The sequence below is a fragment of the Planktophila turicensis (SeqCode) genome, from assembly GCF_965234405.1.
Lineage (GTDB): Bacteria > Actinomycetota > Actinomycetes > Nanopelagicales > Nanopelagicaceae > Planktophila > Planktophila turicensis.
In genome coordinates this window covers 275,590-298,152 of record NZ_OZ248346.1, presented here as the reverse complement: position 1 = coordinate 298,152, position 22,563 = coordinate 275,590, and the positions used below count along the sequence as shown (strand labels likewise).

The 22,563-nt window shown below is 49.1% G+C and carries 20 protein-coding genes; 10 read left to right on the top strand and 10 right to left on the bottom strand.

All coding sequences use genetic code 11. The annotated features are described in order from the left end of the window. Positions 1 to 75 precede the first annotated feature (75 nt). The 3 genes from aceE to glgB are packed head-to-tail and all read left to right on the top strand — an operon-like array spanning position 76 to position 6,703. Entirely contained in the window at positions 76 to 2,796 is a 2,721-nt protein-coding gene (aceE, locus tag AC8GFK_RS01485; RefSeq protein WP_506625441.1) for a pyruvate dehydrogenase (acetyl-transferring), homodimeric type, read from the top strand. Then, positions 2,793 to 4,757: an alpha-1,4-glucan--maltose-1-phosphate maltosyltransferase gene (locus AC8GFK_RS01480; protein ID WP_506625440.1), complete on the top strand. Its 1,965-nt coding sequence runs from the start codon at positions 2,793 to 2,795 to the stop codon at positions 4,755 to 4,757. Before aceE ends, AC8GFK_RS01480 begins: the two co-directional genes overlap by 4 nt. An 8-nt stretch (positions 4,758 to 4,765) precedes the next feature. Further along, positions 4,766 to 6,703: a 1,4-alpha-glucan branching protein GlgB gene (glgB, locus tag AC8GFK_RS01475; protein WP_506625439.1), complete on the top strand. Its 1,938-nt coding sequence runs from the start codon at positions 4,766 to 4,768 to the stop codon at positions 6,701 to 6,703. Here the strand turns inward: glgB and AC8GFK_RS01470 are convergent. From AC8GFK_RS01470 to AC8GFK_RS01460, 3 genes are read right to left on the bottom strand one after another with little or no spacing between them, the layout of a single operon-like run. Then, entirely contained in the window at positions 6,700 to 7,905 is a 1,206-nt protein-coding gene (locus AC8GFK_RS01470) for an MFS transporter (protein ID WP_506625438.1), read from the bottom strand. The two genes, glgB and AC8GFK_RS01470, sit on opposite strands and share 4 nt — an antisense overlap. Then, complete coding sequence (locus tag AC8GFK_RS01465; protein ID WP_506625437.1) at positions 7,905 to 8,765, bottom strand: tetratricopeptide repeat protein; 861 nt, start codon at positions 8,763 to 8,765, stop codon at positions 7,905 to 7,907. The genes AC8GFK_RS01470 and AC8GFK_RS01465 overlap by 1 nt, the downstream gene beginning before the upstream one ends. A 13-nt stretch (positions 8,766 to 8,778) precedes the next feature. Further along, complete coding sequence (locus AC8GFK_RS01460; protein WP_506625436.1) at positions 8,779 to 10,026, bottom strand: DUF4032 domain-containing protein; 1,248 nt, start codon at positions 10,024 to 10,026, stop codon at positions 8,779 to 8,781. Between the two features lie 32 nt (positions 10,027 to 10,058). On the opposite strand from AC8GFK_RS01460, the gene AC8GFK_RS01455 reads away from it, so the two are divergent. Beyond that, positions 10,059 to 11,174, top strand: a complete 1,116-nt coding sequence (locus AC8GFK_RS01455) for an AI-2E family transporter (protein ID WP_506625435.1) — start codon at positions 10,059 to 10,061, stop codon at positions 11,172 to 11,174. Positions 11,175 to 11,188: 14 nt separating this feature from the next. Here the strand turns inward: AC8GFK_RS01455 and AC8GFK_RS01450 are convergent, their stop codons facing one another. Beyond that, on the bottom strand, positions 11,189 to 11,899 hold the full coding sequence (locus AC8GFK_RS01450; protein ID WP_506625434.1) for an alpha/beta hydrolase: 711 nt from the start codon (positions 11,897 to 11,899) through the stop codon (positions 11,189 to 11,191). Between the two features lie 23 nt (positions 11,900 to 11,922). Between AC8GFK_RS01450 and AC8GFK_RS01445 the strand changes: the two genes are divergently transcribed. Next, entirely contained in the window at positions 11,923 to 13,401 is a 1,479-nt protein-coding gene (locus AC8GFK_RS01445) for an aldehyde dehydrogenase family protein (protein WP_506625433.1), read from the top strand. Here the strand turns inward: AC8GFK_RS01445 and AC8GFK_RS01440 are convergent. Next, entirely contained in the window at positions 13,398 to 13,715 is a 318-nt protein-coding gene (locus AC8GFK_RS01440; protein WP_506625432.1) for an Rv1322 family protein, read from the bottom strand. The genes AC8GFK_RS01445 and AC8GFK_RS01440 overlap by 4 nt on opposite strands. Positions 13,716 to 13,762: 47 nt before the next feature. Here AC8GFK_RS01440 and AC8GFK_RS01435 point away from each other — a divergent pair, with 47 nt between their 5' ends. From AC8GFK_RS01435 to AC8GFK_RS01420, 4 genes are read left to right on the top strand one after another with little or no spacing between them, the layout of a single operon-like run. Next, positions 13,763 to 14,617: an ABC transporter ATP-binding protein gene (locus tag AC8GFK_RS01435; protein ID WP_506625431.1), complete on the top strand. Its 855-nt coding sequence runs from the start codon at positions 13,763 to 13,765 to the stop codon at positions 14,615 to 14,617. Beyond that, positions 14,610 to 15,401, top strand: coding sequence for an ABC transporter permease (locus tag AC8GFK_RS01430; RefSeq protein ID WP_506625430.1), 792 nt, complete (start codon positions 14,610 to 14,612; stop codon positions 15,399 to 15,401). Before AC8GFK_RS01435 ends, AC8GFK_RS01430 begins: the two co-directional genes overlap by 8 nt. Beyond that, positions 15,386 to 16,135 (top strand): hypothetical protein, encoded by a 750-nt coding sequence (locus tag AC8GFK_RS01425; RefSeq protein WP_506625429.1) that lies wholly within the window; start codon positions 15,386 to 15,388, stop codon positions 16,133 to 16,135. The genes AC8GFK_RS01430 and AC8GFK_RS01425 overlap by 16 nt, the downstream gene beginning before the upstream one ends. Further along, positions 16,135 to 16,458, top strand: coding sequence for a hypothetical protein (locus AC8GFK_RS01420; protein WP_095673167.1), 324 nt, complete (start codon positions 16,135 to 16,137; stop codon positions 16,456 to 16,458). Before AC8GFK_RS01425 ends, AC8GFK_RS01420 begins: the two co-directional genes overlap by 1 nt. On the opposite strand, the gene AC8GFK_RS01415 is transcribed toward AC8GFK_RS01420, so the two are convergent. Beyond that, complete coding sequence (locus AC8GFK_RS01415) at positions 16,459 to 17,031, bottom strand: cob(I)yrinic acid a,c-diamide adenosyltransferase (RefSeq protein ID WP_095673166.1); 573 nt, start codon at positions 17,029 to 17,031, stop codon at positions 16,459 to 16,461. Between the two features lie 28 nt (positions 17,032 to 17,059). Between AC8GFK_RS01415 and murA the strand changes: the two genes are divergently transcribed. Next, positions 17,060 to 18,325 carry a UDP-N-acetylglucosamine 1-carboxyvinyltransferase gene (gene murA, locus AC8GFK_RS01410; protein ID WP_506625428.1) on the top strand — a complete coding sequence of 422 codons (1,266 nt, stop codon included), beginning with the start codon at positions 17,060 to 17,062 and terminating at the stop codon, positions 18,323 to 18,325. Here murA and AC8GFK_RS01405 read toward each other — a convergent pair whose 3' ends face one another. Genes AC8GFK_RS01405 through atpA form a run of 4 tightly spaced genes read right to left on the bottom strand, consistent with a single transcriptional unit; the run spans position 18,326 to position 22,553 of the window. Beyond that, a complete protein-coding gene (locus AC8GFK_RS01405; protein WP_095673164.1) occupies positions 18,326 to 18,577 on the bottom strand; it encodes a F0F1 ATP synthase subunit epsilon in 252 nt (83 codons plus the stop codon). A gap of 2 nt (positions 18,578 to 18,579) precedes the next feature. After that, the gene (gene atpD / locus AC8GFK_RS01400; protein WP_095673163.1) at positions 18,580 to 19,998 is read right to left on the bottom strand and encodes a F0F1 ATP synthase subunit beta; all 1,419 of its coding nucleotides are present in this window, start codon (positions 19,996 to 19,998) and stop codon (positions 18,580 to 18,582) included. Continuing rightward, positions 19,998 to 20,909, bottom strand: coding sequence for a F0F1 ATP synthase subunit gamma (locus AC8GFK_RS01395; protein ID WP_095673162.1), 912 nt, complete (start codon positions 20,907 to 20,909; stop codon positions 19,998 to 20,000). Before AC8GFK_RS01395 ends, atpD begins: the two co-directional genes overlap by 1 nt. Positions 20,910 to 20,912: 3 nt before the next feature. Then, positions 20,913 to 22,553, bottom strand: coding sequence for a F0F1 ATP synthase subunit alpha (gene atpA, locus AC8GFK_RS01390; RefSeq protein ID WP_095673161.1), 1,641 nt, complete (start codon positions 22,551 to 22,553; stop codon positions 20,913 to 20,915). Positions 22,554 to 22,563: the final 10 nt, after the last annotated feature.

Below are 22,563 nucleotides of genomic sequence, written 5' to 3'. Positions count from 1 at the left end.
GATATTTACAAGGGTTTAACCTGCCTCACAGCCTATTTTTTTGCGCTCATCCCCCTTTGGCGCGAGAATACGGGCATGACCGAATTCGCTGGATCGCCAGATCAGATAATCGACCAATTAGTAGATACAGATCCTTCTGAAACAGCTGAATGGCAAGCGTCCTTTGATGCAGCGCTGACCGCTGCTGGCCCAGTCCGTGCTCGTTACTTGATGTTGTCACTTCTCAAGCGAGCGCACGAGAAGAACATCGGACTCTCTTCACTTCGTACAACTGATTACATCAACACTATTTCTCCAGAGAACGAACCAGAATTCCCAGGAGACGAAGATATTGAGCGTCGTATCCGCGCAGCAGTTCGTTGGAACGCAGCAATCTTGGTTCACCGTGCACAGCGCCCAGGAATCGGCGTAGGCGGACATATCTCTACTTATGCATCATCTGCTGCGTTATATGAAGTTGGTTTCAACCACTTCTTCCGCGGACAAGATCACCCAGGCGGCGGAGATCAAATCTTCTTCCAGGGCCATGCATCTCCAGGTATGTACTCACGTGCATTCCTTGAAGGACGTTTCTCAGAAGATCAGCTCGATGGATTCCGTCAGGAACTTTCACATACAGCTGGCGGATTATCTTCATACCCACACCCACGTTTGATGCCGGACTTCTGGCAATTCCCAACAGTGTCTATGGGTATCGGACCACTCAATGCAATTTATCAAGCGCGCTTTAACCGCTACCTCCATAACCGTGGCATCAAGGACACAAGCGATCAGAACGTATGGGCATTCCTTGGCGATGGTGAAATGGATGAAGTCGATACATTGGGTGCAATCGGTCTTGCATCTCGCGAGAAGCTCGACAACCTTACTTTCGTTGTTAACTGTAACTTGCAGCGTCTTGATGGACCTGTTCGCGGTAACGGCAAGATTATTCAAGAGCTCGAATCAATCTTCGGTGGTGCAGGCTGGAATGTCATCAAGGTTGTCTGGGGTCGCGGTTGGGATCCACTCCTAGCTCAAGACCGTGAAGGTGCACTTGTTAACTTGATGAACACCACTCTTGATGGTGATTACCAGACATTTAAGGCTGAAAGTGGCGCATTTGTTCGCGAACACTTCTTCAATAAAGATCCACGCACTGCTTCAATGGTCTCTGGTTGGTCTGATGATCAGATCTGGAACCTCAAGCGCGGTGGCCACGACTATCGCAAGTTGTTTGCGGCATATACAGCTGCAACTGAAAAGAATGGTCGCCCAACAGTAATTTTGGCTAAGACAGTTAAGGGCTGGACTCTCGGTTCGCACTTCGAAGCACGTAACTCAACGCACCAGATGAAGAAGATGACTCTTGAAGACATCATCGAATTCCGCGATCGCCTTGAAATTCCATTGCCAGATAGCGCTTTGGATAAGTACACACCTTCTTATTACAAGCTTCCTGCAGATTCTGCAGAGATGAAGTACCTCGAAGAGCGTCGTCGTGAACTCGGTGGATCAATTCCAAGCCGTCGCAAGGTTTCGCGCCCACTGACACAGCCAGCTGATGAAGCTTACGAATCAGTGCGTCGTGGATCAGGACAGCAAGAAGTTGCAACAACCATGGCATTTGTTCGTATGTTGAAGGACCTCATCAAGGATCCAGGACTTGGCAGCCGCCTTGTTCCAATCATTCCTGATGAAGCACGCACATTCGGTCTCGACTCATTGTTCCCATCACTGAAGATCTACTCACCACATGGTCAGCAGTACATGGCAGTAGACCGCGAATTGATGTTGTCTTACAAGGAATCAACAGCTGGTGTCATTCTTCACGAAGGTATTAACGAAGCAGGATCTGTTGCTTCATTTACCGCTGTTGGTTCTTCATACTCAACACATGATGAACCAATGATTCCGATCTACATCTTCTACTCAATGTTCGGATTCCAACGCACAGGCGATGCTTTCTGGGCAGCGTCTGACCAGTTGGTCCGCGGATTCGTATTGGGTGCAACTGCAGGCCGCACAACGCTTAACGGCGAAGGCTTGCAGCACGAAGATGGCCATTCACACCTACTTGCTGCAACAAACCCTGCAGTCGTTTCATACGACCCAGCATTTGCATACGAAGTCGGACATATCTTTAAAGATGGTCTACGTCGCATGTACGGTGAAAACAGCGAGAACATTTATTACTACATGACCGTTTACAACGAGCCATACATGCAACCAGCTGAACCAGATAACTTGGATCTCGAAGGTCTGCTTAAGGGAATCTATCTCTACGCACCTGGTTCAAAGCAGCGCAAGAAGAACGCGCAACTCTTGGCATCAGGCGTTGGAGTTAACTGGGCTCTTAAGGCACAGATGCTTCTTGCAGAAGATTGGGGCGTTTCAGCTTCAGTCTGGTCAGTAACTTCATGGAATGAACTTCGTCGCGATGGTCTAGAAGTAGATCGCCACAACATGCTCAATCCGAAGGATAAGAAGACAGCCTACGTTCATGACAAGCTCAAGGGAACTGAAGGCCCAGTCATTGCAGTCTCTGACTTCATGCGCGCTGTGCAGGATCAGATTGCTCCATGGGTACCGAACGCATTCCACTCACTCGGTACTGATGGCTTCGGTCTTTCAGATACTCGCGGTGCTCTTCGTCGCCACTTCAAGGTCGATGCAGAATCAATCGTCGTTGCAACTCTTGCAGAGCTAGCCAAGGCAGGAGAAGTTAAGGAATCTGTAGTTCAAGAAGCTATTGATAAGTATCGTATTTTCGATGTACGTTCAGCAGATGCTGGCAACACTGAAGGTTCAGGTTGATCAATAGAATCCCCGTCACCGACATCTCCCCCACAGTATTTTTTGGGGGAGATTTCGTTCCTGTAAAGGCAATCGCCGGTGAAGAGATTCCAGTAAGTGCAACAATATTTCGCGAAGGCCACGATTTACTCGGTGCTGATGTAGTTCTCTATAACTCGCAAGGTAAAGAGCTTTCTCGCTCAGTAATGCGTGAAGAATGGCACGGCGGAGACCGTTATCAAGGCTCTGTACGCATTCCAGCACAGGGCGATTACACCTTCACCATCGATTCATATGACCATCCATTTGCAACATGGATCCATGATGCTGAAATCAAGATTCCTGCCGATATCGATGCTGAACTCATGTGCACAATCGGGCGCGCCATCTTTGAAGAGAAGTTGGCTGAAGACCCATCTGCGAAATCAATGCTCACTGCAGCTATCAAGATTCTGCGCGATACAACACTCTCTGCCATGAACCGCTTCTCACAGACCTCCACAGAAGAAATTCGCGACTACTTCACCGCCAATCCTTCACGCCGCCTTGTCACATCAACTATTCACTACCCAATCCGCGCAGATCACGAGCGTGCACTAGTCGGTTCTTGGTATGAATTCTTTCCACGTAGTGAAGGTGCCAAAGTTGGCGCTGATGGAAATGTCATCAGTGGAACTTTCAAGACTGCTGAACTTCGCCTTCCTGCAGTTGCTGCCATGGGCTTTGACATCCTCTATCTCCCACCTGTTCATCCCATCGGAACCAAGTTTCGTAAGGGCAAGAACAACACTCTGACACCAACTGCGACTGACCCAGGTGTTCCTTGGGCAATCGGCAATAAAGAAGGTGGCCACGATGCGATTAATCCAGCACTGGGCACCATGTCTGACTTTGAAAACTTCGTAAAGACAGCAAAGAAGCAGGGTCTTGAAGTAGCGATGGACTTTGCTCTTCAAGCATCACCTGATCACCCATGGGCAACTGAGCATCCTGAATTCTTTACAACTCGTCCGGATGGAACGATTGCATACGCAGAGAATCCTCCAAAGAAGTATCAAGATATCTATCCGATCAACTTTGATAATGATTACAACGCAATCGTTGCTGAATCACTTCGCATCTTGCGTCTCTGGATCTCAAAGGGAATCTCCATCTTCCGCGTAGATAACCCACATACAAAGCCAGTCCACTTCTGGGCTGAGATCATGAAGACTATTCACGCAGAACATCCTGATGTCATCTTCCTGGCCGAAGCATTTACCAAGCCATCGATGATGCATGCGCTGGGTAAGGCGGGCTTCCACCAGTCCTATACATACTTCACATGGCGCACCAGCAAGCAAGAGCTGACTGAATATGCCACGGAAGTTTCTCAACAGACCAGCGCATTCTTCAGACCGAACTTCTGGGTCAATACTCCCGATATCTTGCCTTTCCATCTGCAATCAGGAAATCCAGCAATCTTTGCAATTCGAGCAGCCCTTGCTGCAACGCTGACTCCTTCATGGGGAATGTATGCAGGTTATGAACTCTACGAACACCGTCGCTTTAAAGAGGGCGGTGAGGAATATATCGACTCTGAAAAGTATGAAATCAAGGTCCGCGACTGGGATGGCGCTACAAAGAAGAAGCTAACTCTTTCGCCATTTATCACTCAATTGAACTCGATTCGCAGGAAGAACGTTGCTCTTCAACGCCTTCGCAACCTTCGTTTCCATACAACCGAAAATGATTCCATCATCGCTTATTCAAAGCGCGAGGGAGATAACCTAATTCTTGTCGTAATCAACCTAGATCCATCATTTGCTCAAGAGACAACAGTTCATTGGAATATGAGCGACCTTGGATTGCACCACGATAACTTTGAGGTAACGGATTTAATTGATGGAGCCTCATATAACTGGTCAGCACACACCTATGTGCGCCTTGATCCAACAAGGTTGTCGGGCAAAGTCGTTCACATTGCGCAGGTAAAGCTTTAAGATTACGCATGTCTTTTTTCTCCCGCCTCTTTAAGAGCAGTGCAGCGGGTGAAGAAAATAACTATCTTCCTCAGGGTTCATACCTCAATCCTTATTCAACACTGGGCGAACTCGACTTCCATCTCATCTCTGAAGGTCGCCACGAACGCTTGTGGGATGTACTCGGAGCTCATATCAAGCGCGATGCAGATGGCTCACTTATCGGAACAGCATTCTCAGTCTGGGCTCCCAATGCCCAAGCGGTCAGCCTTGTTGGCGATCACAACTTCTGGGATCGCAATACACACCCAATGGTGCGCGCAGGTTCCACAGGTATTTGGGAAATTTTTGTTGCAGACGTTGGACCAAATACTTGTTACAAGTTTGCAATCTGCACAATCAACGGCACATGGGTAGATCACGCAGACCCAATGGCGCGTGCTACAGAACATCCTCCGCGCACAGCATCTGTTGTCACTGAATCGAATTACAACTGGAACGATTCACAGTGGATGGAAGATAGAAAGAGCTACCAACCTTGGCGCTCTCCTGTCTCGGTCTATGAAGTCCATGCCGGTTCATGGCGACCAGGTCTTTCTTACTTGCAGATGGCAGATGAACTTGTTGCATATGTACTCGAACAAGGTTTCACTCACGTTGAATTCCTACCAATTACCGAACACCCGTATTCGCCTTCATGGGGATATCAAGTAACTTCATTCTTTGCACCCACTTCACGTTTTGGTTCACCCGATGAATTCCGCTTCCTGGTTGATGCACTTCACCAAGCAGATATTGGCGTCATTCTCGACTGGGTTCCAGCGCACTTTCCTAAAGATGAATGGGCACTGGCAAAGTTTGATGGCACAGCACTTTACGAACATGCTGATCCTCGTTTAGGAGAACACCCTGACTGGGGAACTCTCATCTTTAACTTTGGTCGCAATGAAGTACGTAACTTCCTTGTTGCTAGCGCGCTGTACTGGCTAGAAGAGTTCCATATCGATGGCCTTCGCGTTGATGCGGTGGCATCCATGCTCTACCTCGATTACTCGCGTAAAGAAGGCGAGTGGCTTCCTAATAAGTTCGGCGGACGTGAAAACCTTGAGGCGGTTCAGCTCCTACAAGAGGCGACCTCAACTGCTTATAAGCACCACCAAGGCATCATGATGATCGCCGAAGAATCAACTGCCTGGGGCGGGGTTACTAAAGAGACTTCAAGTAACGGTCTTGGCTTTGGCTTTAAATGGAATATGGGTTGGATGCACGACACCCTCGTATACCTGCAGCACGAACCCATTCACCGCATGTATCACCACAATGAAATTACCTTCTCAATTCTTTATGCGTGGTCTGAAAACTTTATGCTTCCGCTTTCTCACGATGAAGTTGTTCACGGCAAAGGTTCGCTGGTTAATAAATTCCCAGGAGATCGTTGGCAGAAGCTGGCAACACTTCGCGCGCTGTATGGATTTATGTGGGCGCACCCAGGTAAGAAGTTGCTCTTTATGGGACAAGAATTTGCACAGAACGATGAGTGGAACCAAGAGGCAGGGCTTCAGTGGTATCTCACCGAATTTGCAGAACATAACGGTGTCCAGAAAGCGCTTGCCGATATCAATATGAGCTACAAAGGACTTCCATCAATGTGGGAGAAAGATATCTTCGCAGATGGATTTCAATGGATCGTTGGCGATGATGGAGCCGGTAATACTCTCGCATTTGTTCGCTGGTCAGATAAGGGAATTCCTGTTGTCTGCGTAACTAACTTTTCGCCTGTTCCACACGAGCAATATTCACTTCGACTTCCAGTTTCAGGAGTATGGCGTGAAGTGGTAAATACAGATGATCTTAAATATGGCGGCAGCGGAATTACCAATAACTCATTTGCTGTCGATGTTGATACCAACTTGTATGCAACGGTGAGAATCCCGCCTCTTGCCACAGTCTGGTTTGAGCGCGTTTAAACTTTAGACTTTGAGTTTTCTTTGAGTGAATCAGCAAAGAAGACAGTTGCCAACATCATCACTGTTGGAATCATCATCGCAAGCGCAATCGATCCTGTGAATTGAATCGTCCAGGCAACAATCCACTTAATTCCAAAGAGAAGTACGTTATTGACGACGCCAAATTGGCCTACAACCACAGCGCTAGGCAGGGATGAGCGGCGGTTAGCTGCGGCAAAGAAGGAAGGTCCTAAGAATGATGAGCCAAGCCCCGCGAAGAAGAAGGCTAGAACGAAGAGGCCGTAAGACCACCACTTCAGCGTTGCAGGCAGGTGCGTTGCGGTGATGATGCAGATTCCGAAGCCAGCGCCAGCTAATAGTGCAGCGCGCTTAACCCAGAGATCCAGTGGAGCGCGTGGAATAAGTTTGTGGATAAGTAGTCGACCAAAGATCATCATCGCTGTGAAGACAATGTATGGCGCAGTACTGAGGCCGGCATCGATATCGAGGCGATCTTTAGTAAAGATTGTTCCCCAGTCACCAATTGCGAATTCAAGATAGACAGCACATGCCATTCCAAGACTTACCGGCCAATCAATTCTGAAACCAGTGAAGATATCTTTGATTGAGTAGTCGTGATCGGAATCAGTGTTTGATTCAAGTAAGACAGGACGAAGTCTTAAGACGATTGCAATCATTGCGATTGTGAGTGTTACGCATAAGAAGTTGACGTGAGCTATGAGACCTACTCGGCCAACTAAAACACCCGAAAGAATTGCTGTGCTGAGCGCACCTGCGCTCCAGTATCCAGCAGTACTTGTTATCAGATTGATTTTGCTGCGCTCAAGGAAGTGAAAGCCCTGGCTATTGAGGCAGACGTGGACTGCTGTAATTCCGAAACCAAAGGCGATATTGAAGATGAGGAATAAGAAGCTTGAATTGAGGTGAACGAGCACACCCAAGCTTGAAAAGAGAATGAGTATCGATGCAATAGTTACTTTAAGAGCGCCATATTTATGGATGATGTGTCCGACGGTGAGTAGACCAAAGAATGCACCGATGGATCCAGTACTCATCAATGAACCGAATGCACCATTTTGCAGACCTAGATTTGCCTTTACTTCAGGAAAGCGTGGAACCCACGCCATGATGCCAAAGCCAAAGAGGAAGAAGACTGTATGTAGAAGTCTCTGCTCTAACTTATGGTGAATGTCTTTAGCCATTAAAAGAGGGCATTCGCAAGCTGAGTTCGAGCCTTAATAACGCGTGGATCTGCTGGGTCAACCAGGGCGAAGAGTTCAAGGAGGCGATCTTTAATGCGCTTCTGTTCGTCTCCGTCAAAGAGAACCAAGAGCCGAAGCAAACGATCAAATGCTGGCTCGAGATAACCGCTCATTACTTCAACGTCGGCACATTGAATCTGAAGTTCAATATCGTCAGGGTTCTTTACGGCTTCTTCCATTACCTTCGCTGCATCGACGCCATGAGTACGTGCAAGAAGTTGAACTTGGGCAAGACCTAACTTTGCATAATTATCGTTTGGCTTTCTGGCGAGCAGTCGCTTATATGCAGCTTCGGCAGTTGCGTAATCACCTTGATCAAGGGCAGCTAGCGCTTCATCCTCTTCAGGTTCAGTTGCTTCAACTGGCTCATCACCGATTCCCTGCTGTGCTGCAACGGTCAGAATCTTGAGAATAACTTCGCGAAGTTGGGCTTCACTCAGCGGTTGTTCTAAGAATGGAATTGCTTGTCCTCCGATGAAGACAACACCGTAAGGAATTGTTCGCGCTTGCAAAGCTTGAGCCACTGGCGCCTGTTCGTCGATATTGACGTAAGCAAGGACCCACTTTCCTGAATCTTCTGCTTCAAGTTTTCCTAGAGTGCGAAGAAGTTCGAGGGATTCAATAGAGCGAGGAGTCCAACATAAAATGACAACTGGCTTGGTTTCCGAGAGCGGAAGAATTTCGGTCTGTAAATTTTGCGCGGTTACTTCGAGGCCTGGAGCTGGAGTTGATGTATCTGCCTTTGGCTTTCCAAGTGAGCTGAGATCAAACGCTTGTGAAAAGTTAGGTGGCAAACTCATGGCATCTTCCTCGCTATTGCATCGCGCCATCAACGCGTACATCGACTCCAGAGTCGCGACGGTATGGCAAAACTTCTGTTACATATGACTTCGCAGCAAACTCTAGTCCAACATCGTGGCCTGCGCGCTCACTCAAATACCAGCGGTGTTCAAGGGCTTCATGGAAAAATTGAGCAAGTTCAATTCGTCCTTCTAGCTCTGGTGGAATCAAATTAACGGTCGGACGAAATACTTCATCGAGCCAACGCTTTGCAGAATCATGCATCGGTGGCTTAGGAGATTTTTCGCGGCCTCTGAATCGATCGAATGATGCAAGTAGTCGCTTTGCCTGTAGCTCTTCAGTTTCAAGACCCATCAATTCACGAAGACGGTTCTTGTGATACCCGGCAGCAACAAGCTTTGGCTGGAAGACCAACTTGCCTTCGTTCTCGCCCTCTTCCATTGATACAGATACTTCTTCCACTGCAAAGCCAAGGTCATGCAACTGGCGCATTGCGCGTTCAACTGCATGGCGATCAGTTGGATCAAGTACTTGGCGATCTTTCAGTGCAGACCAAAGTCGGTGGTATCGCTTAATAAGAGCGGTACTCGCGCGGATTGGATCCATACCTGGATAAAGAACTCCAGACAGCTGCAGATCTTCAAGTTCTGCAGCAACGTTGAAGTGTGCGATTTCTAGATCGTGTTCGCGCTGACCTGCAGTCAACGACTTTTGGAACTCACCAGTTTCGGCATCTACAAGATATGCCGCATACGCCTCAGCATCTCGGCGGAAGAGTGTGTTGGAAAGTGAACAATCGCCCCACCAAAAACCAAGCAAGTGCAGGCGAACAAGCAATAACGCCAGTGCGTTTGCCATCAAGGTGACATCTTCTGCAGTTACGGTCTTGTCGCTTAGAACTACGCGATATGGAAGTGAGTACGGTAAGAAGCGAGTAACGAGAGCGCAAGGAAGTTCTTCGCCATTCTTATCGGTGCGACCTTCAATTACGGCAATCGATTGAACGCTTGGAGAATCTAGGTGTGTTAGCTCGCGAAGGATTTTGTATTCACGGTTAGCAAATTCAGAGACAGTCTCTTTAACCGCATAGACCTCAGAGTCAGGATCATCGGTAGAACGGACTAGGCGCACGATGTGGCGCGAGATACCGCGCTTCTCGGCGAGCATTGGGTCTTCAGGCCACTCTTCCAGAGGCACATTCCACGGTAGGCCTGTGACTGCTGCGATTTCTTCGCCGAGTCCAGTTATCCGTAAGGCCATGGGGTTATTCTCTCGTACCTTTACAATAAAGCATGGCCATTTCAGAGCGCATGAAGAGAAAACCAAAAGAATCACCCGCAACTCCTGATTTTGGTGCCGCTGGCGCACCTATCGACCGCGGACATCCCTTCTATTTCGGTTTTGTGGCAACAGTGGGGGCTCTCACCGCATTTGTCATGATGCGAGCACTTGCTAGCGCCTCTGGCGTATTTGTATTGATCCTCGTTGCACTCTTCTTGGCAACTGGCCTTAATCCTGCTGTCGAAGCAATTCGTCGACGCGGACTATCTCGAGCCGGCGCAGTCGCTGTAATTTTTGTTGCAGTTATTGCTTTTGTCGGACTCTTTGCAGCACTCGTAGTTCCGCCGCTAGTCACGCAAGGAACACACCTGATCGAGACAGCACCCGCACTTCTTGAGAACCTCAAAAACAACACAACTATTGCAAACCTCAATGAGCAATATGGAATCATCGATTCTCTTCAGAAGAAGTTAAATAGCGTTACTTCCGATGGGACGCTTCTGATCACCGCATTCGGTGGAGTAATCGGTGTTGGAAAATCTGTTCTCTCTGGAACATTTACAGCGCTTACAATCTTGGTTCTAACCCTTTACTTCATCACATCGCTGCCACAAGCAACTGAGCTTGGTTTGAAGCTTGTTCCTGCAAGCCGCAGACCACGTGTGGCAGCTCTTACCGAGGCGATTATTTCCCGCGTGGGCGCCTTCGTTGGCAGCCAGATTCTGGTCTCCTTCTTTGCAGCTCTCTTTATGACAATCTTTGGAGCACTCCTTGGCCTTCCATCCCCTATTGCAATCGGAATCATCATCTTTATCTGTGGATTGGTTCCTTTGATTGGCCACTTCATTGGTTCAGCAATCTTCACCATTATTGCTCTGACTGAATCTGTCACAGTCGGTGTCATTGCCTTCGTTGGATACGTTGTTTACGTCCAAGTCGAAAATTACATTCTGACTCCGAAGATTATGAAGCGCACACTCAATGTTCCAGGCGCAGTCACAATCATTGCCGCACTCTTGGGAACATCACTTCTTGGTCTTGTCGGTGGACTCTTGGCAGTACCAGTAGCTGCTTCGATCATCCTTATTCTGGAAGAAGTTGTCTATCCTCGCGCTGAGAAGTCTTAACTAGATTTCAATCGCTAGATGTCGGTAGGTAAAGGAAGTCGTTCCGGCGCCACTATCTGAGTAATTTCCGACAGAACGCGATGAACATAAGGTTCGCCAACCCATAAGTGCTTTGCACCATCAACTGCAATGAGATTGATCTGTGGAACAACGGCGAATCGAACCTTTGCTTGATCAGGCTTTAAGTAATCGTCATGTTCGGGAATAAGTGCTGTGATTGGTCTTCCGTCTTGAGCCCAGAATTCAAGATCGCCATCGACGATATCGAGAAGTGTTGGGCTTAAGAGAATGAGTCCTTTAACGCGTGGATCGCGTGCATGGCTAATTGCAATGCTGGTTCCGAATGACCAACCAACAACCCAAAGCTGCGTAAGTTTTAATGTATCGAAGCAGTATCGAATCATCGCTTCCACATCGTATTTTTCTGCGCGACCATTGTCGTATGTACCGGTACTTGTTCCGGCTTCACTCGTTGTGCCGCGAGTATTAAAACGAACAACGGTGATGCCAGCCATCGCAGGTAGGCGGTTGGCAGCCTTTTTGTAGATATGGCTATCCATCATTCCACCACCCGTTGGGTTGGGATGGCAACAGAGAATTGCAGCAGTTGGGTTATCTAGCGGTGCGCTTACTTCGCCGATTAAAGTCTGGCCATCTTCGGTGGTCACCGTAAAAGGTGTGCGTAGACCCGGAAGAATTGTGCTGGGGCGGATTGGTTCCGACATAGTTGGGAGTCTAGTCTTTGCTCATGGCTGACTCAACGACAACATTCGATTCGCATAATCCAGTAACAAATGAAGTGATTTCTTCTCACGAGATTTATAACGAGACAGCCGTCGTTGCTGCCGTTGAACGCGCTCGTGAAGCTTCACGCGAATGGCGCGAGCTGGGTTTCCGTGGACGCCGCAAAGTCTTGCTGAAGTGGAGCACTGATCTACTCGACAATATTGATTCACTCTCAGAGCTAGTCTCACTCGAAACTGGAAAGCCAGTCAGTGATGCAAAGCTAGAAGCTTCCCTTGCAGCAGGTCATATTGCGTGGGCTGCTCGTCACGCAGAATCTGTAATGCGTACCTCTCATCGCTCTCCTGGTCTCTTGATGGCAAATATGTCAGCAACGGTTGAAAGATCACCTGTGGGAGTCGTTGGAGTCATTGGACCTTGGAACTATCCCGTCTTTACTCCCCTTGGCTCTATCGCTTATGCACTTGCCGCTGGCAATACCGTTGTCTTTAAGCCGAGTGAATACACACCTGCAGTCGGTGAATACCTCGCACAATCATTTATAGATTCATCTCTCTTTGCCGATGTATTTACCTGCATTACCGGTCTTGGGGAAACAGGAAAGTTCCTCTGCGAGAGCGGCATCGACAAGTTAGCTTTCACGGGTTCAACGAGAACCGCAAAGATTGTTGCTGCAACCTGCGCGGCCCACATGACCCCTGTAGTCCTTGAATGCGGCGGTAAAGATCCTGTCATCGTCGCTCACGATGCTGATATCAAGCGAGCTGCTGATGCCACAGTCTGGTCAGCTTTTTCCAATGCTGGCCAAACATGTATCGGTGCAGAGCGCGTATATGTTGATGAACGCGTTGCCGATAAGTTCATTGAGAAAGTTCTTGAGATTGCGAAAGATATCCGCCCAGGTGCACCAGGGCATGGAAAATATGGGCCGACCACAATGCCCAAGCAGATTCCGATTATTCAATCTCATATCGATGATGCAATCGCACGTGGTGCCACAGTTTTGATGGGTGGCTCTGGCTCTGTAAAAGCTCCCTTTGTTGAACCAGTGATCTTCTGCGATGTTCCCGAAGATTCGATTGCAATGACTGAAGAAACCTTCGGGCCAACAATTGCAATTAACCGTGTGAAAACAATGGCTGAAGCAATTCGCCTTACCAATGCCAGTCGGTACGGACTTGGCGCTGCTGTCTGGTCGAAGCGTCGCGGCAAGCACATTGCTTCACAGCTTCACACCGGCATGGTTGCCATTAACTCCGTGATCTCATTTGCAGCTGTTGATTCAGTGCCATTCGGCGGTGTGAAAGATAGCGGCTACGGTCGCATCCACGGACCTGAAGGAATTCTCGAATTCACTTATCCGCGCACTGTTGTGCGTGCCAGATTCCAATTGCCGATTGCATTTACAAGTTTCTCTCGTACACCAGGAAGCGATAAGTTAATTGTGAAAGTAACTAAATTGCTAAAGGGTCGCCTCGGTTAATATCTAGGGGCATTGCGCGTACGTTCTGTACGAGGACGGCGATTGTTTCGCTTGGTCCAGCATGCGTTATGCCAATGTCTGCGGTTATCTTCATCGCCTTCAAGCCATGCAACTGTGTGTGGCGTTGCCATCGGAATTAACTGGTCGCAACCAGGGCAGCGATATGGTTTATTTGCAGCAGATCCCGTTAACTTTCTAACGATCCATAAACCATTGTCATCTTCTTCAAAACTTTGATTAGAAGCGATTGTGATTGGTTCATCATCGCCACTTTTAGGCCTACGATTTTTGGGATAATTCTTACGCGGGCTCATGGCGTTATTTTCTCGCACTTTTACTGACTCAGTGACAAGATAGCCATATGAGCACAGTCATCAGCGTTTCGGGGCTTCGCAAGAGCTATGGAGCCAACCAGGCAGTCGATGGCCTCGATCTCGATATCAAACAGGGCGAAATCTTTGCGCTGCTTGGCCCCAACGGCGCCGGCAAGACCACCACAGTAGAAATTCTCGAAGGCTTCCGCGACCGAGATTCAGGTGAAGTTCAGGTACTGGGCTTTGATCCATCGACAAAGGGGCGCGCTGGTCAAGCTTGGCGTGATCGCATTGGAATCGTTCTGCAATCAACTGCTGATGCTGGTGATTTAACTGTCTACGAATCTGTCTCGCACTTTGCAAAGTATTACGAGCATCCAAAAGACGCTCGAGAAGTCATTGAGTTAGTCGGGTTAACTGAGAAAGCAGATGCACTAGGTCGCACACTTTCAGGTGGGCAACGTCGCAGACTCGATGTGGCGCTCGGAATTATCGGCAGCCCCGAACTCATCTTCCTTGATGAACCAACAACAGGTTTTGATCCAGAAGCGCGTCGCGCATTTTGGCAGTTGATTCGCAAACTTCGTGATGAAGGCGCAACAATTCTTCTGACCACCCATTACCTCGATGAAGCTGAAGCACTTGCTGATCGAGTCGCTGTTATCAATCGCGGAAAGATAATTGAAGTCTCAACTCCGGCACTGCTTGGTGGTCGGGCAACTTCTCTTGCAACGGTCTCTTGGCGCGATGGTTCAGAGCTTCGTAGCGAGAAGTCAGCAAACCCAACACAACTCGTGAATCAGCTTTCGTCGCAATTCGGTGGAGAAGTTCCAGAGCTCAATGTAAAGCGAGCATCCCTTGAAGATATCTACCTCGAAATGATTGGAGGCACCCATGAGTAAGCCAACTGCGCTCTCGATTGGTATCCAACGTGGCGGCCTTGAGATTAAACAATTCATGCGCCAGCGCGAATCCGTCGTCTTCACCATGCTCTTCCCGCTTATCTTGCTGGCAATCTTTGGTTCCGTCTTTTCTAATTCAATTGCTGAAGGCGTCACATTTAGCCAGTACTTCGTCGCCGGTATGATTGCATCGGGCCTTGTTAATACTGGCTTCCAGCAGCTAGCCATCATGATTCCGATGGAGCGCGAATTCGGCACCTTAAAGCGTTTACGCGGAACCCCGATGCCGGCAAGCAGTTACTTCATCGGCAAGGCAATACTTGTAACGCTGAGCATGTTGATTCAAGTCTTCCTACTTCTCGCAGCAGGCGTTGCATTCTTTGGAGTTAATCTCCCAACTGGTGCCGATAAGTGGTTGCTCCTTGTCGCACTCCTTGTTCTTGGCAGTGCATGTTCAACAGTTCTTGGAATTGCATTCTCGAATGTTCCAAAGAGTGGACGCGGTGCATCCGCAGTGGTTTCACCCGTTGTCATCGTTCTTCAATTCTTTAGCGGTGTCTTCTTTATCTTCACCGATCTTCCACAATGGATGCAGCAAGTGGCAGCGATATTCCCTCTGAAGTGGATGACACAAGGAGCTCGCTCAATCTTCCTTCCTGACTCATTTGCTACGCGTGAAGTAGCCGGCAATTGGGAAACTGGCCGTACCTTTGCCATTATTACTGCATGGCTCGTAGTCGGAATTATCTGGGCAGTTCGAAGCTTCAAGTGGGAGCGCGACTAAGCAATCTCGCGATTCTCCTGGCTCTCGTTCTCACAGTTTCAGGAAGCTCAGCTATCGCTGCAACAAAGAAGCCGACTCCAACACCCACCACAAAGGTGACAGCGAAGGCCACGACTAAAGCAACGGCTAAGCCCACTGTAAAAACTTCTGCAAAACCGACCGCGAAAGCAACGGTTAAGGCGACAGCCAAGCCAACAGCTAAGGCCACTGCAAAACCAACAGCGAGTTCTACATCGACTTCAACTGCGGCGCCAACAGCAAAAGCTTCGGTAAAACCAAAGCCAAAGCCAAAGCCAAAGCCGCGTAAGAAGGTAAAGGTGACTCCGTCACCGAAGCCAAAGTGGCCACCCGTTGGTTATGAATATGAATCAGGAATCTACGCAAAGATTCCTACAAGTAAAGAACTTGTCGGCGTTATCTCTGCAAAGGGCAACTTGGCTTCCCAAGTAGCTGCCTGCCGCACATTTATCTGCGGCGCAGTACAGGTTGCCTCCGAACAAGGATGCGTCTGGTGGGAAGTAAATTCAAAGGTTTATGCGCAAAATAGAGATCTCATCGGAAACCTGCGCACAATTTCAGGCGCCAGCGTTGCTCGCGAAGTAAAGACAATTCTTCTTATCTCCCCCGAACCGCTTTCATCCCTTGAGTACGTTTCCAGTATTGAAGTGGTCTGCCATCAGGAAGCAAAGCCTGAAGGAACTCAGACAGTCACATTTACCAAGGTAGGTAGCTAATGCTGGGTGGAGTCGACAACAAACTCTTCCTCATGAGCTTGGCAGGATTTCCTGTCGTCTTCTTTCTCATCCTCATTCTTAAGTGGACATCAGCTAAGGGTTCATCACTGATTGCGCGCAAACCTATTGCTGGCGATGAAGATGAATACGGAACTTTGGTCGCTGTTGCCCAACCTTCAAATCACATCGAAGGTGAAATTCTGCGCCAGAGATTAATTGCAGTCGGAATTAAGGCAACGCTGACACAGACCAAAGTCGGGCCACGCATCTTTGTATTTCCTGAAGAAGAGAGCGCTGCTCGCGCTCATCTCAAAAGCTTCTAATTAACGATTAGCTCCAGGAACCCAGAGCTGATCACCAATCTTCTTGTTGGCAACACGAGCAAGAACGAAGAGAAGATCTGAACAACGGTTGAGGTACTTAGCTGTCAGTGGGTTTACACCGCCGCCAAATGCGTGAATAGCAGCCCATGTGCGGCGCTCTGCGCGACGAACAACTGTGCGGGCAACGTGAAGGTGGGCAGCAGCTGGTGTGCCTGATGGAAGAACGAATGAGCGAAGCGCTTCAAGATCCTTATTGAAGTGATCTATCTGCTCTTCGAGGTAAACGACCTGTGATTCAAGGACGCGAAGTGGCTCAAATGCTGGTGAATCAACTACTGGAGTGCAGAGGTCAGCGCCCACATCGAAGAGGTCATTTTGAATGCGCACCAAGAGGGCGCGAACTTCATCGGTTAATTCATCAGTTGCAAGAACAACACCAATGGTGGAGTTCGCTTCATCAACTGTTGCATATGCTTCAAGACGAGGGTCATTCTTTGAAGTACGGCTCATATCTCCAAGAGATGTAGTTCCGTCATCGCCTGTCTTTGTGTAAATACGCGTTAAATTAACCATGTCCGTAGCCTATAAGTAGACTTCGGATATGGCATCTTCGTCGCTCGACCGCTTCCGGATCACCGGGGGCTGCCGTCTTGAGGGCGAAGTAACCGTTACAGGAGCTAAGAATTCTGTCCTGAAGCTGATGGCAGCATCCCTTCTGGCAGTCGGCACAACAACTATCCGCAACGTTCCAGATATTGCAGATGTCGACATCATGGCCGACCTTCTTACTCGCCTTGGTTGCACCGTCAAGCACGAAGGTTCTGTCGTCACCATTGACGTTCCTGCTGCTCCCCTGCACCGCGCAGATTATGATCTCGTTCGCAAGATGCGCGCATCAATCAACGTACTTGGTCCACTCGTTGCACGCGTTGGAAAAGCAGAAGTCGCGCTCCCTGGTGGAGATGCAATTGGCTCTCGCGGATTAGATTTTCATATCAAGGGCCTTGAATCACTCGGAGCTACAGCGCACGTTGAACATGGTTACGTCATCGCCGAAGCACCTAACGGCTTAACAGGAACAGCAATCGAGCTAGATTTCCCATCAGTGGGTGCAACAGAGAACTTGATGACAGCTGCAGTTCTCGCTCGAGGTGTGACAACAATTGATAATGCAGCGCGCGAACCAGATCTTGTCGACCTTGGTGAATTCCTTATAGGAATGGGCGCACAGATTGATGGACTTGGTTCACCGCTCATCACCATCACAGGCGTTAAAGAGTTAAGGCCAACTGATCACACCACAATTACCGATCGCATCATCGCCGGAACATGGGCATTTGCAGCAGCCATGACCCAAGGCGATATCACCATCCACGGTGGACGCGCAGACCATATGGAAGTCATGCTCGAAAAACTTACTCACGCTGGTGCAATCGTCACATCAACACAAGATGGAATTCGCGTCCAGATGAATCAGCGTCCCCGCGCTATCGATGTTGCAACACTTCCCTATCCGGGATTTGCTACCGACTTACTTCCATTCATCATCGGCATGAACGCTGTTGCAGATGGCCATTCAATCGTCACCGAAAATGTCTTTGAATCACGTTTTATGTTCGTCAACGAACTCATGCGCCTGGGTGCTCAGATCACCGTAGACGGCCACCACGCCTCTATCGACGGTATCCCACAGCTATCTGGAGCCCCAGTTGAGGCAACTGATATCCGTGCCGGCGCGGGTCTTGTATTGGCAGCGCTCGTATCTGACGGTGAAACAACAGTCGATGGCGCATTCCATATTGATCGTGGGTATCCGAACTTCGCCGAGCAATTAGTGAGCCTCGGCGCAAAAGTTTCTAGAGAGTAATTAACCTACTGATTCAGTAAGAATTGAAACGCGGTCGTTAGAGACAGATAAGAAGCCTCCGCGAACTTGGAATTCTTGTGTTGTTCCGTCGGTGCCTTTAATGCTTACAGCTCCGTCGACTAGTACGCCAAACAAAGGTGAGTGACCTGGAAGAACTCCAAGATCACCTTCTGTGGTGCGAGCAGAGACAAAAGTTGCCTCGCCTGACCACACCTGTTGTGTTGGCGATACTAGTGCGACGTTAAGAGCCATTTTTACTTCTTCGCCAATTCAGCTGCATTGCGCTCGACATCGTCGAGGCCACCGCACATGAAGAATGCCTGTTCTGGAATGTGATCGTACTTTCCATCAGCAAGTGCTTCGAATGCTGCGATTGTGTCTGCAAGTGGGACGAATGAACCGTCGATACCAGTAAAGACCTTCGCCACGAATGTGTTCTGTGACAAGAAGCGCTGGATACGACGTGCACGACCTACGAGTACGCGGTCATCTTCTGACAATTCATCGATACCGAGAATTGCGATGATGTCCTGGAGATCCTTGTAGCGCTGCAAGATCTGCTTAATGCGGTTAGCAACACGGAAGTGGTGCTCGCCGATGTAGCGAGGATCGAGGATACGAGATGATGAATCGAGCGGATCCACAGCTGGGTAGATACCAAGCTCTGAAATCGGACGAGACAACACTGTTGTTGCATCCAAGTGGGCGAATGTTGTGTGTGGAGCTGGGTCGGTGATGTCATCTGCAGGAACGTAAATTGCCTGCATAGATGTAATCGAGTGACCACGTGTTGAAGTAATACGCTCCTGAAGCTGACCCATTTCGTCTGCAAGTGTTGGCTGGTAGCCCACTGCAGATGGCATACGGCCGAGAAGTGTTGATACTTCAGAACCTGCCTGAGTAAAGCGGAAGATGTTATCGATGAAGAGGAGAACGTCCTGCTTCTGAACATCGCGGAAGTACTCAGCCATTGTGAGTGCTGACAGAGCAACACGAAGACGCGTGCCAGGTGGCTCATCCATCTGACCGAAGACCAAGGCTGTCTTATTGATAACGCCCGTCTCAGTCATTTCAAGGAACAAGTCGTTACCTTCACGAGTACGTTCTCCAACGCCGGCGAATACAGAAACACCACCGAAGTTTTCAGCTACGCGATAAATCATTTCCTGGATAAGAACAGTCTTACCTACACCTGCACCACCGAAGAGACCGATCTTTCCACCCTTTACGTAAGGTGTAAGAAGGTCGATAACTTTGATACCGGTTTCGAACATTTCAGTCTTTGACTCAAGCTGATCGAATGCAGGTGCGTTACGGTGAATTGACCAACGCTCCTTGATATCAAGTGATGATGTTGGAACGTCGAGGGATTCTCCGAGAGTGTTGAAGACGTGGCCCTTTGTGACGTCACCGACTGGGACAGAGATAGCTGAACCAGTGTCTGTTACTTCAGCACCGCGCACCATTCCGTCTGTAGGTTGCATCGAGATAGCGCGCACGAGGTTGTCACCAATGTGCTGTGCTACTTCGAGGGTCAAGGTACGAGTAGTGCCACTCATGGTGGTCTCTACGTGAAGCGCGTTGAAGATCGAAGGCATTGAATCTGCGGGGAATTCAATATCCACCACCGGTCCAATAACTCGGGCTACGCGGCCTTTACCTGTTGCTGACATCATTCACTCCCTGCACTAGCTGAGGCCAACGCATCTGCGCCGCCAACAATTTCACTGATTTCCTGGGTAATTTCTGCCTGACGGGCAGCGTTCGCAAGTCGTGTGAGCGACTTGATGAGATCCTCAGCATTGTCAGTTGCTGATTTCATAGCGCGACGACGAGCTGCATGCTCTGAAGCTGCAGATTGCAACATCGCGTTAAAGATACGTGCTTCGATATAACGAGGAAGAAGAGCGTTAAGAACTTCTCCTGCATTTGGCTCGAATTCATACATTGGAAGTAAGCCTGTTGGAACTGGCGCTGATGACTCGACAACTTCGAGAGGAATCATGCGCTTAGCTGTGGCTTCCTGAGTCAACATTGATTTAAATTGAGTGAAGATGATGTGAATTTCATCGACGCCATTTGCTTCAGTTGAATCTGCAAGGAATGCTGACAGAAGTGCATCTGCAATTTCCTTTGCGTTTTCATATGTTGGGTTATCTGAGAAACCTGTCCATGTTCCAGCCATCTCGCGGTTACGGAACTTGTAGTAGTTCACTGCCTTGCGGCCCACGAGGAAGTTCGAGACCTGCAAGCCACGTTCACGAAGTAGGGCAGCGAGCTTCTCGCCTTCCTTAATCGCATTCGTTGAGTAAGCACCGGCCATACCGCGGTCTGCAGAGATGATCAAAATCGCTGCGCGACGTGGGTTGTCGTGTGCTGTAGTCAACGGGTGGTTTGTTGAAGAGTATGAAGCAACTGCAGATACCGCACGTGTTAACTCATTTGCATAAGGAGTCGATGCTGAAACACGTTGCTGCGCCTTAACGATACGAGAAGCAGAGATTAACTCCATTGCTTTCGTAATCTTTTTAGTCGCTTTAACGGAACGCATCCGTCGGCGATATATGCGAAGTTGAGCACCCATGAGTTACTTCTTCACCGCCGGTGGGACGTGCTTTGTAATTGCTTCTGCGCCTTCGCCTTCGAGAGCCTGTGCAGGCGCCTCGTTAACAGCTGCAGCAACAGATGGCTTGAACTGCTTCTTGAAGTCAGCAACTGCTGTCTCCATCTTTGCAACAGTGTCATCTTCGAGCTGCTTAGTCTCTGAGATCACTGTGAAGATGTCCTTACGTTCGCGAGCAATGAAGTCGAGAAGTTCAGATTCGAAGCGGCGGATATCAGCAACAGCAACATCATCGAGCTTGCCTGTTGTACCTGCCCAGATAGAAACAACCTGACGTTCTACTGAATATGGTGAGTACTGACCCTGCTTAAGGAGTTCAACCATGCGGGCACCGCGCTCGAGCTGAGCCTTTGATGCAGCATCAAGGTCTGAACCGAAAGCAGCGAATGCTTCGAGTTCGCGGTACTGAGCGAGGTCAAGACGCAGACGACCAGCGATCTTCTTCATCGCCTTTGTCTGCGCAGAGCTACCAACACGTGAAACAGAGATACCTACGTTAATCGCTGGGCGAACGCCTGCGTTAAAGAGATCTGTTTCAAGGAAGCACTGACCGTCAGTAATAGAAATTACGTTTGTAGGAATAAACGCTGAAACGTCATTTCCCTTTGTTTCAATAATTGGCAAGCCAGTCATTGAACCGCCGCCCAATTCATCAGAGAGCTTTGCGCAACGCTCGAGAAGACGTGAGTGCAAGTAGAAAACGTCTCCTGGGTACGCTTCGCGGCCTGGTGGACGACGAAGGAGAAGTGAGACTGAACGATATGCCTCAGCCTGCTTCGAGAGATCATCAAAGACGATAAGAACGTGCTCGCCGTTGTACATCCAGTGCTGACCAATTGCAGAACCGGTGTATGGAGCGAGGTACTTAAAGCCTGCTGGATCTGATGCAGGAGATGCAACGATTGTTGTGTACTCCATTGCGCCAGCTTCTTCAAGAGCACCCTTAACAGATGCGATTGTTGAACCCTTCTGACCAATAGCGACGTAGATGCACTTAACCTGCTTCTTCTTATCGCCTGATAGCCAGTTTTCGCGCTGGTTAATAATTGTGTCGATAGCAACTGCTGTCTTACCAGTCTGACGGTCACCAATGATCAACTGACGCTGACCGCGACCGATCGCTGTCATCGCATCGATTGCCTTGATACCTGTAGCCATTGGTTCCTTAACAGGTTGACGCTGAACTACTGAAGGAGCCTGAAGTTCTAGAGCACGACGTGCATCTGGGGTGATGTCGCCCTTGCCATCGATTGGTCGACCAAGTGGGTCAACAACGCGACCGAGGAATCCGTCGCCGACAGGAACAGAGAGAACTTCACCTGTACGACGCACAGATGTTCCTTCTTCAATGCCTGCGTAATCGCCCAAGATAACAACACCGATTTCGCGCACGTCGAGGTTGAGTGCAAGACCTAGTGTTCCGTTCTCGAACTGAAGAAGTTCGTTTGCCATTGTTGAAGGAAGACCTTCAACGCGAGCGATTCCATCGCCTGCCTGGCTAACTGTTCCGACTTCATCACGAGCCGCTGTGCCTGGATCGTATGACTTAACGAAGTTCGCTAAGGCATCCCGAATTTCATTCGGTTGGATCTTGAGCTCTGCCATGAGTTTCCCC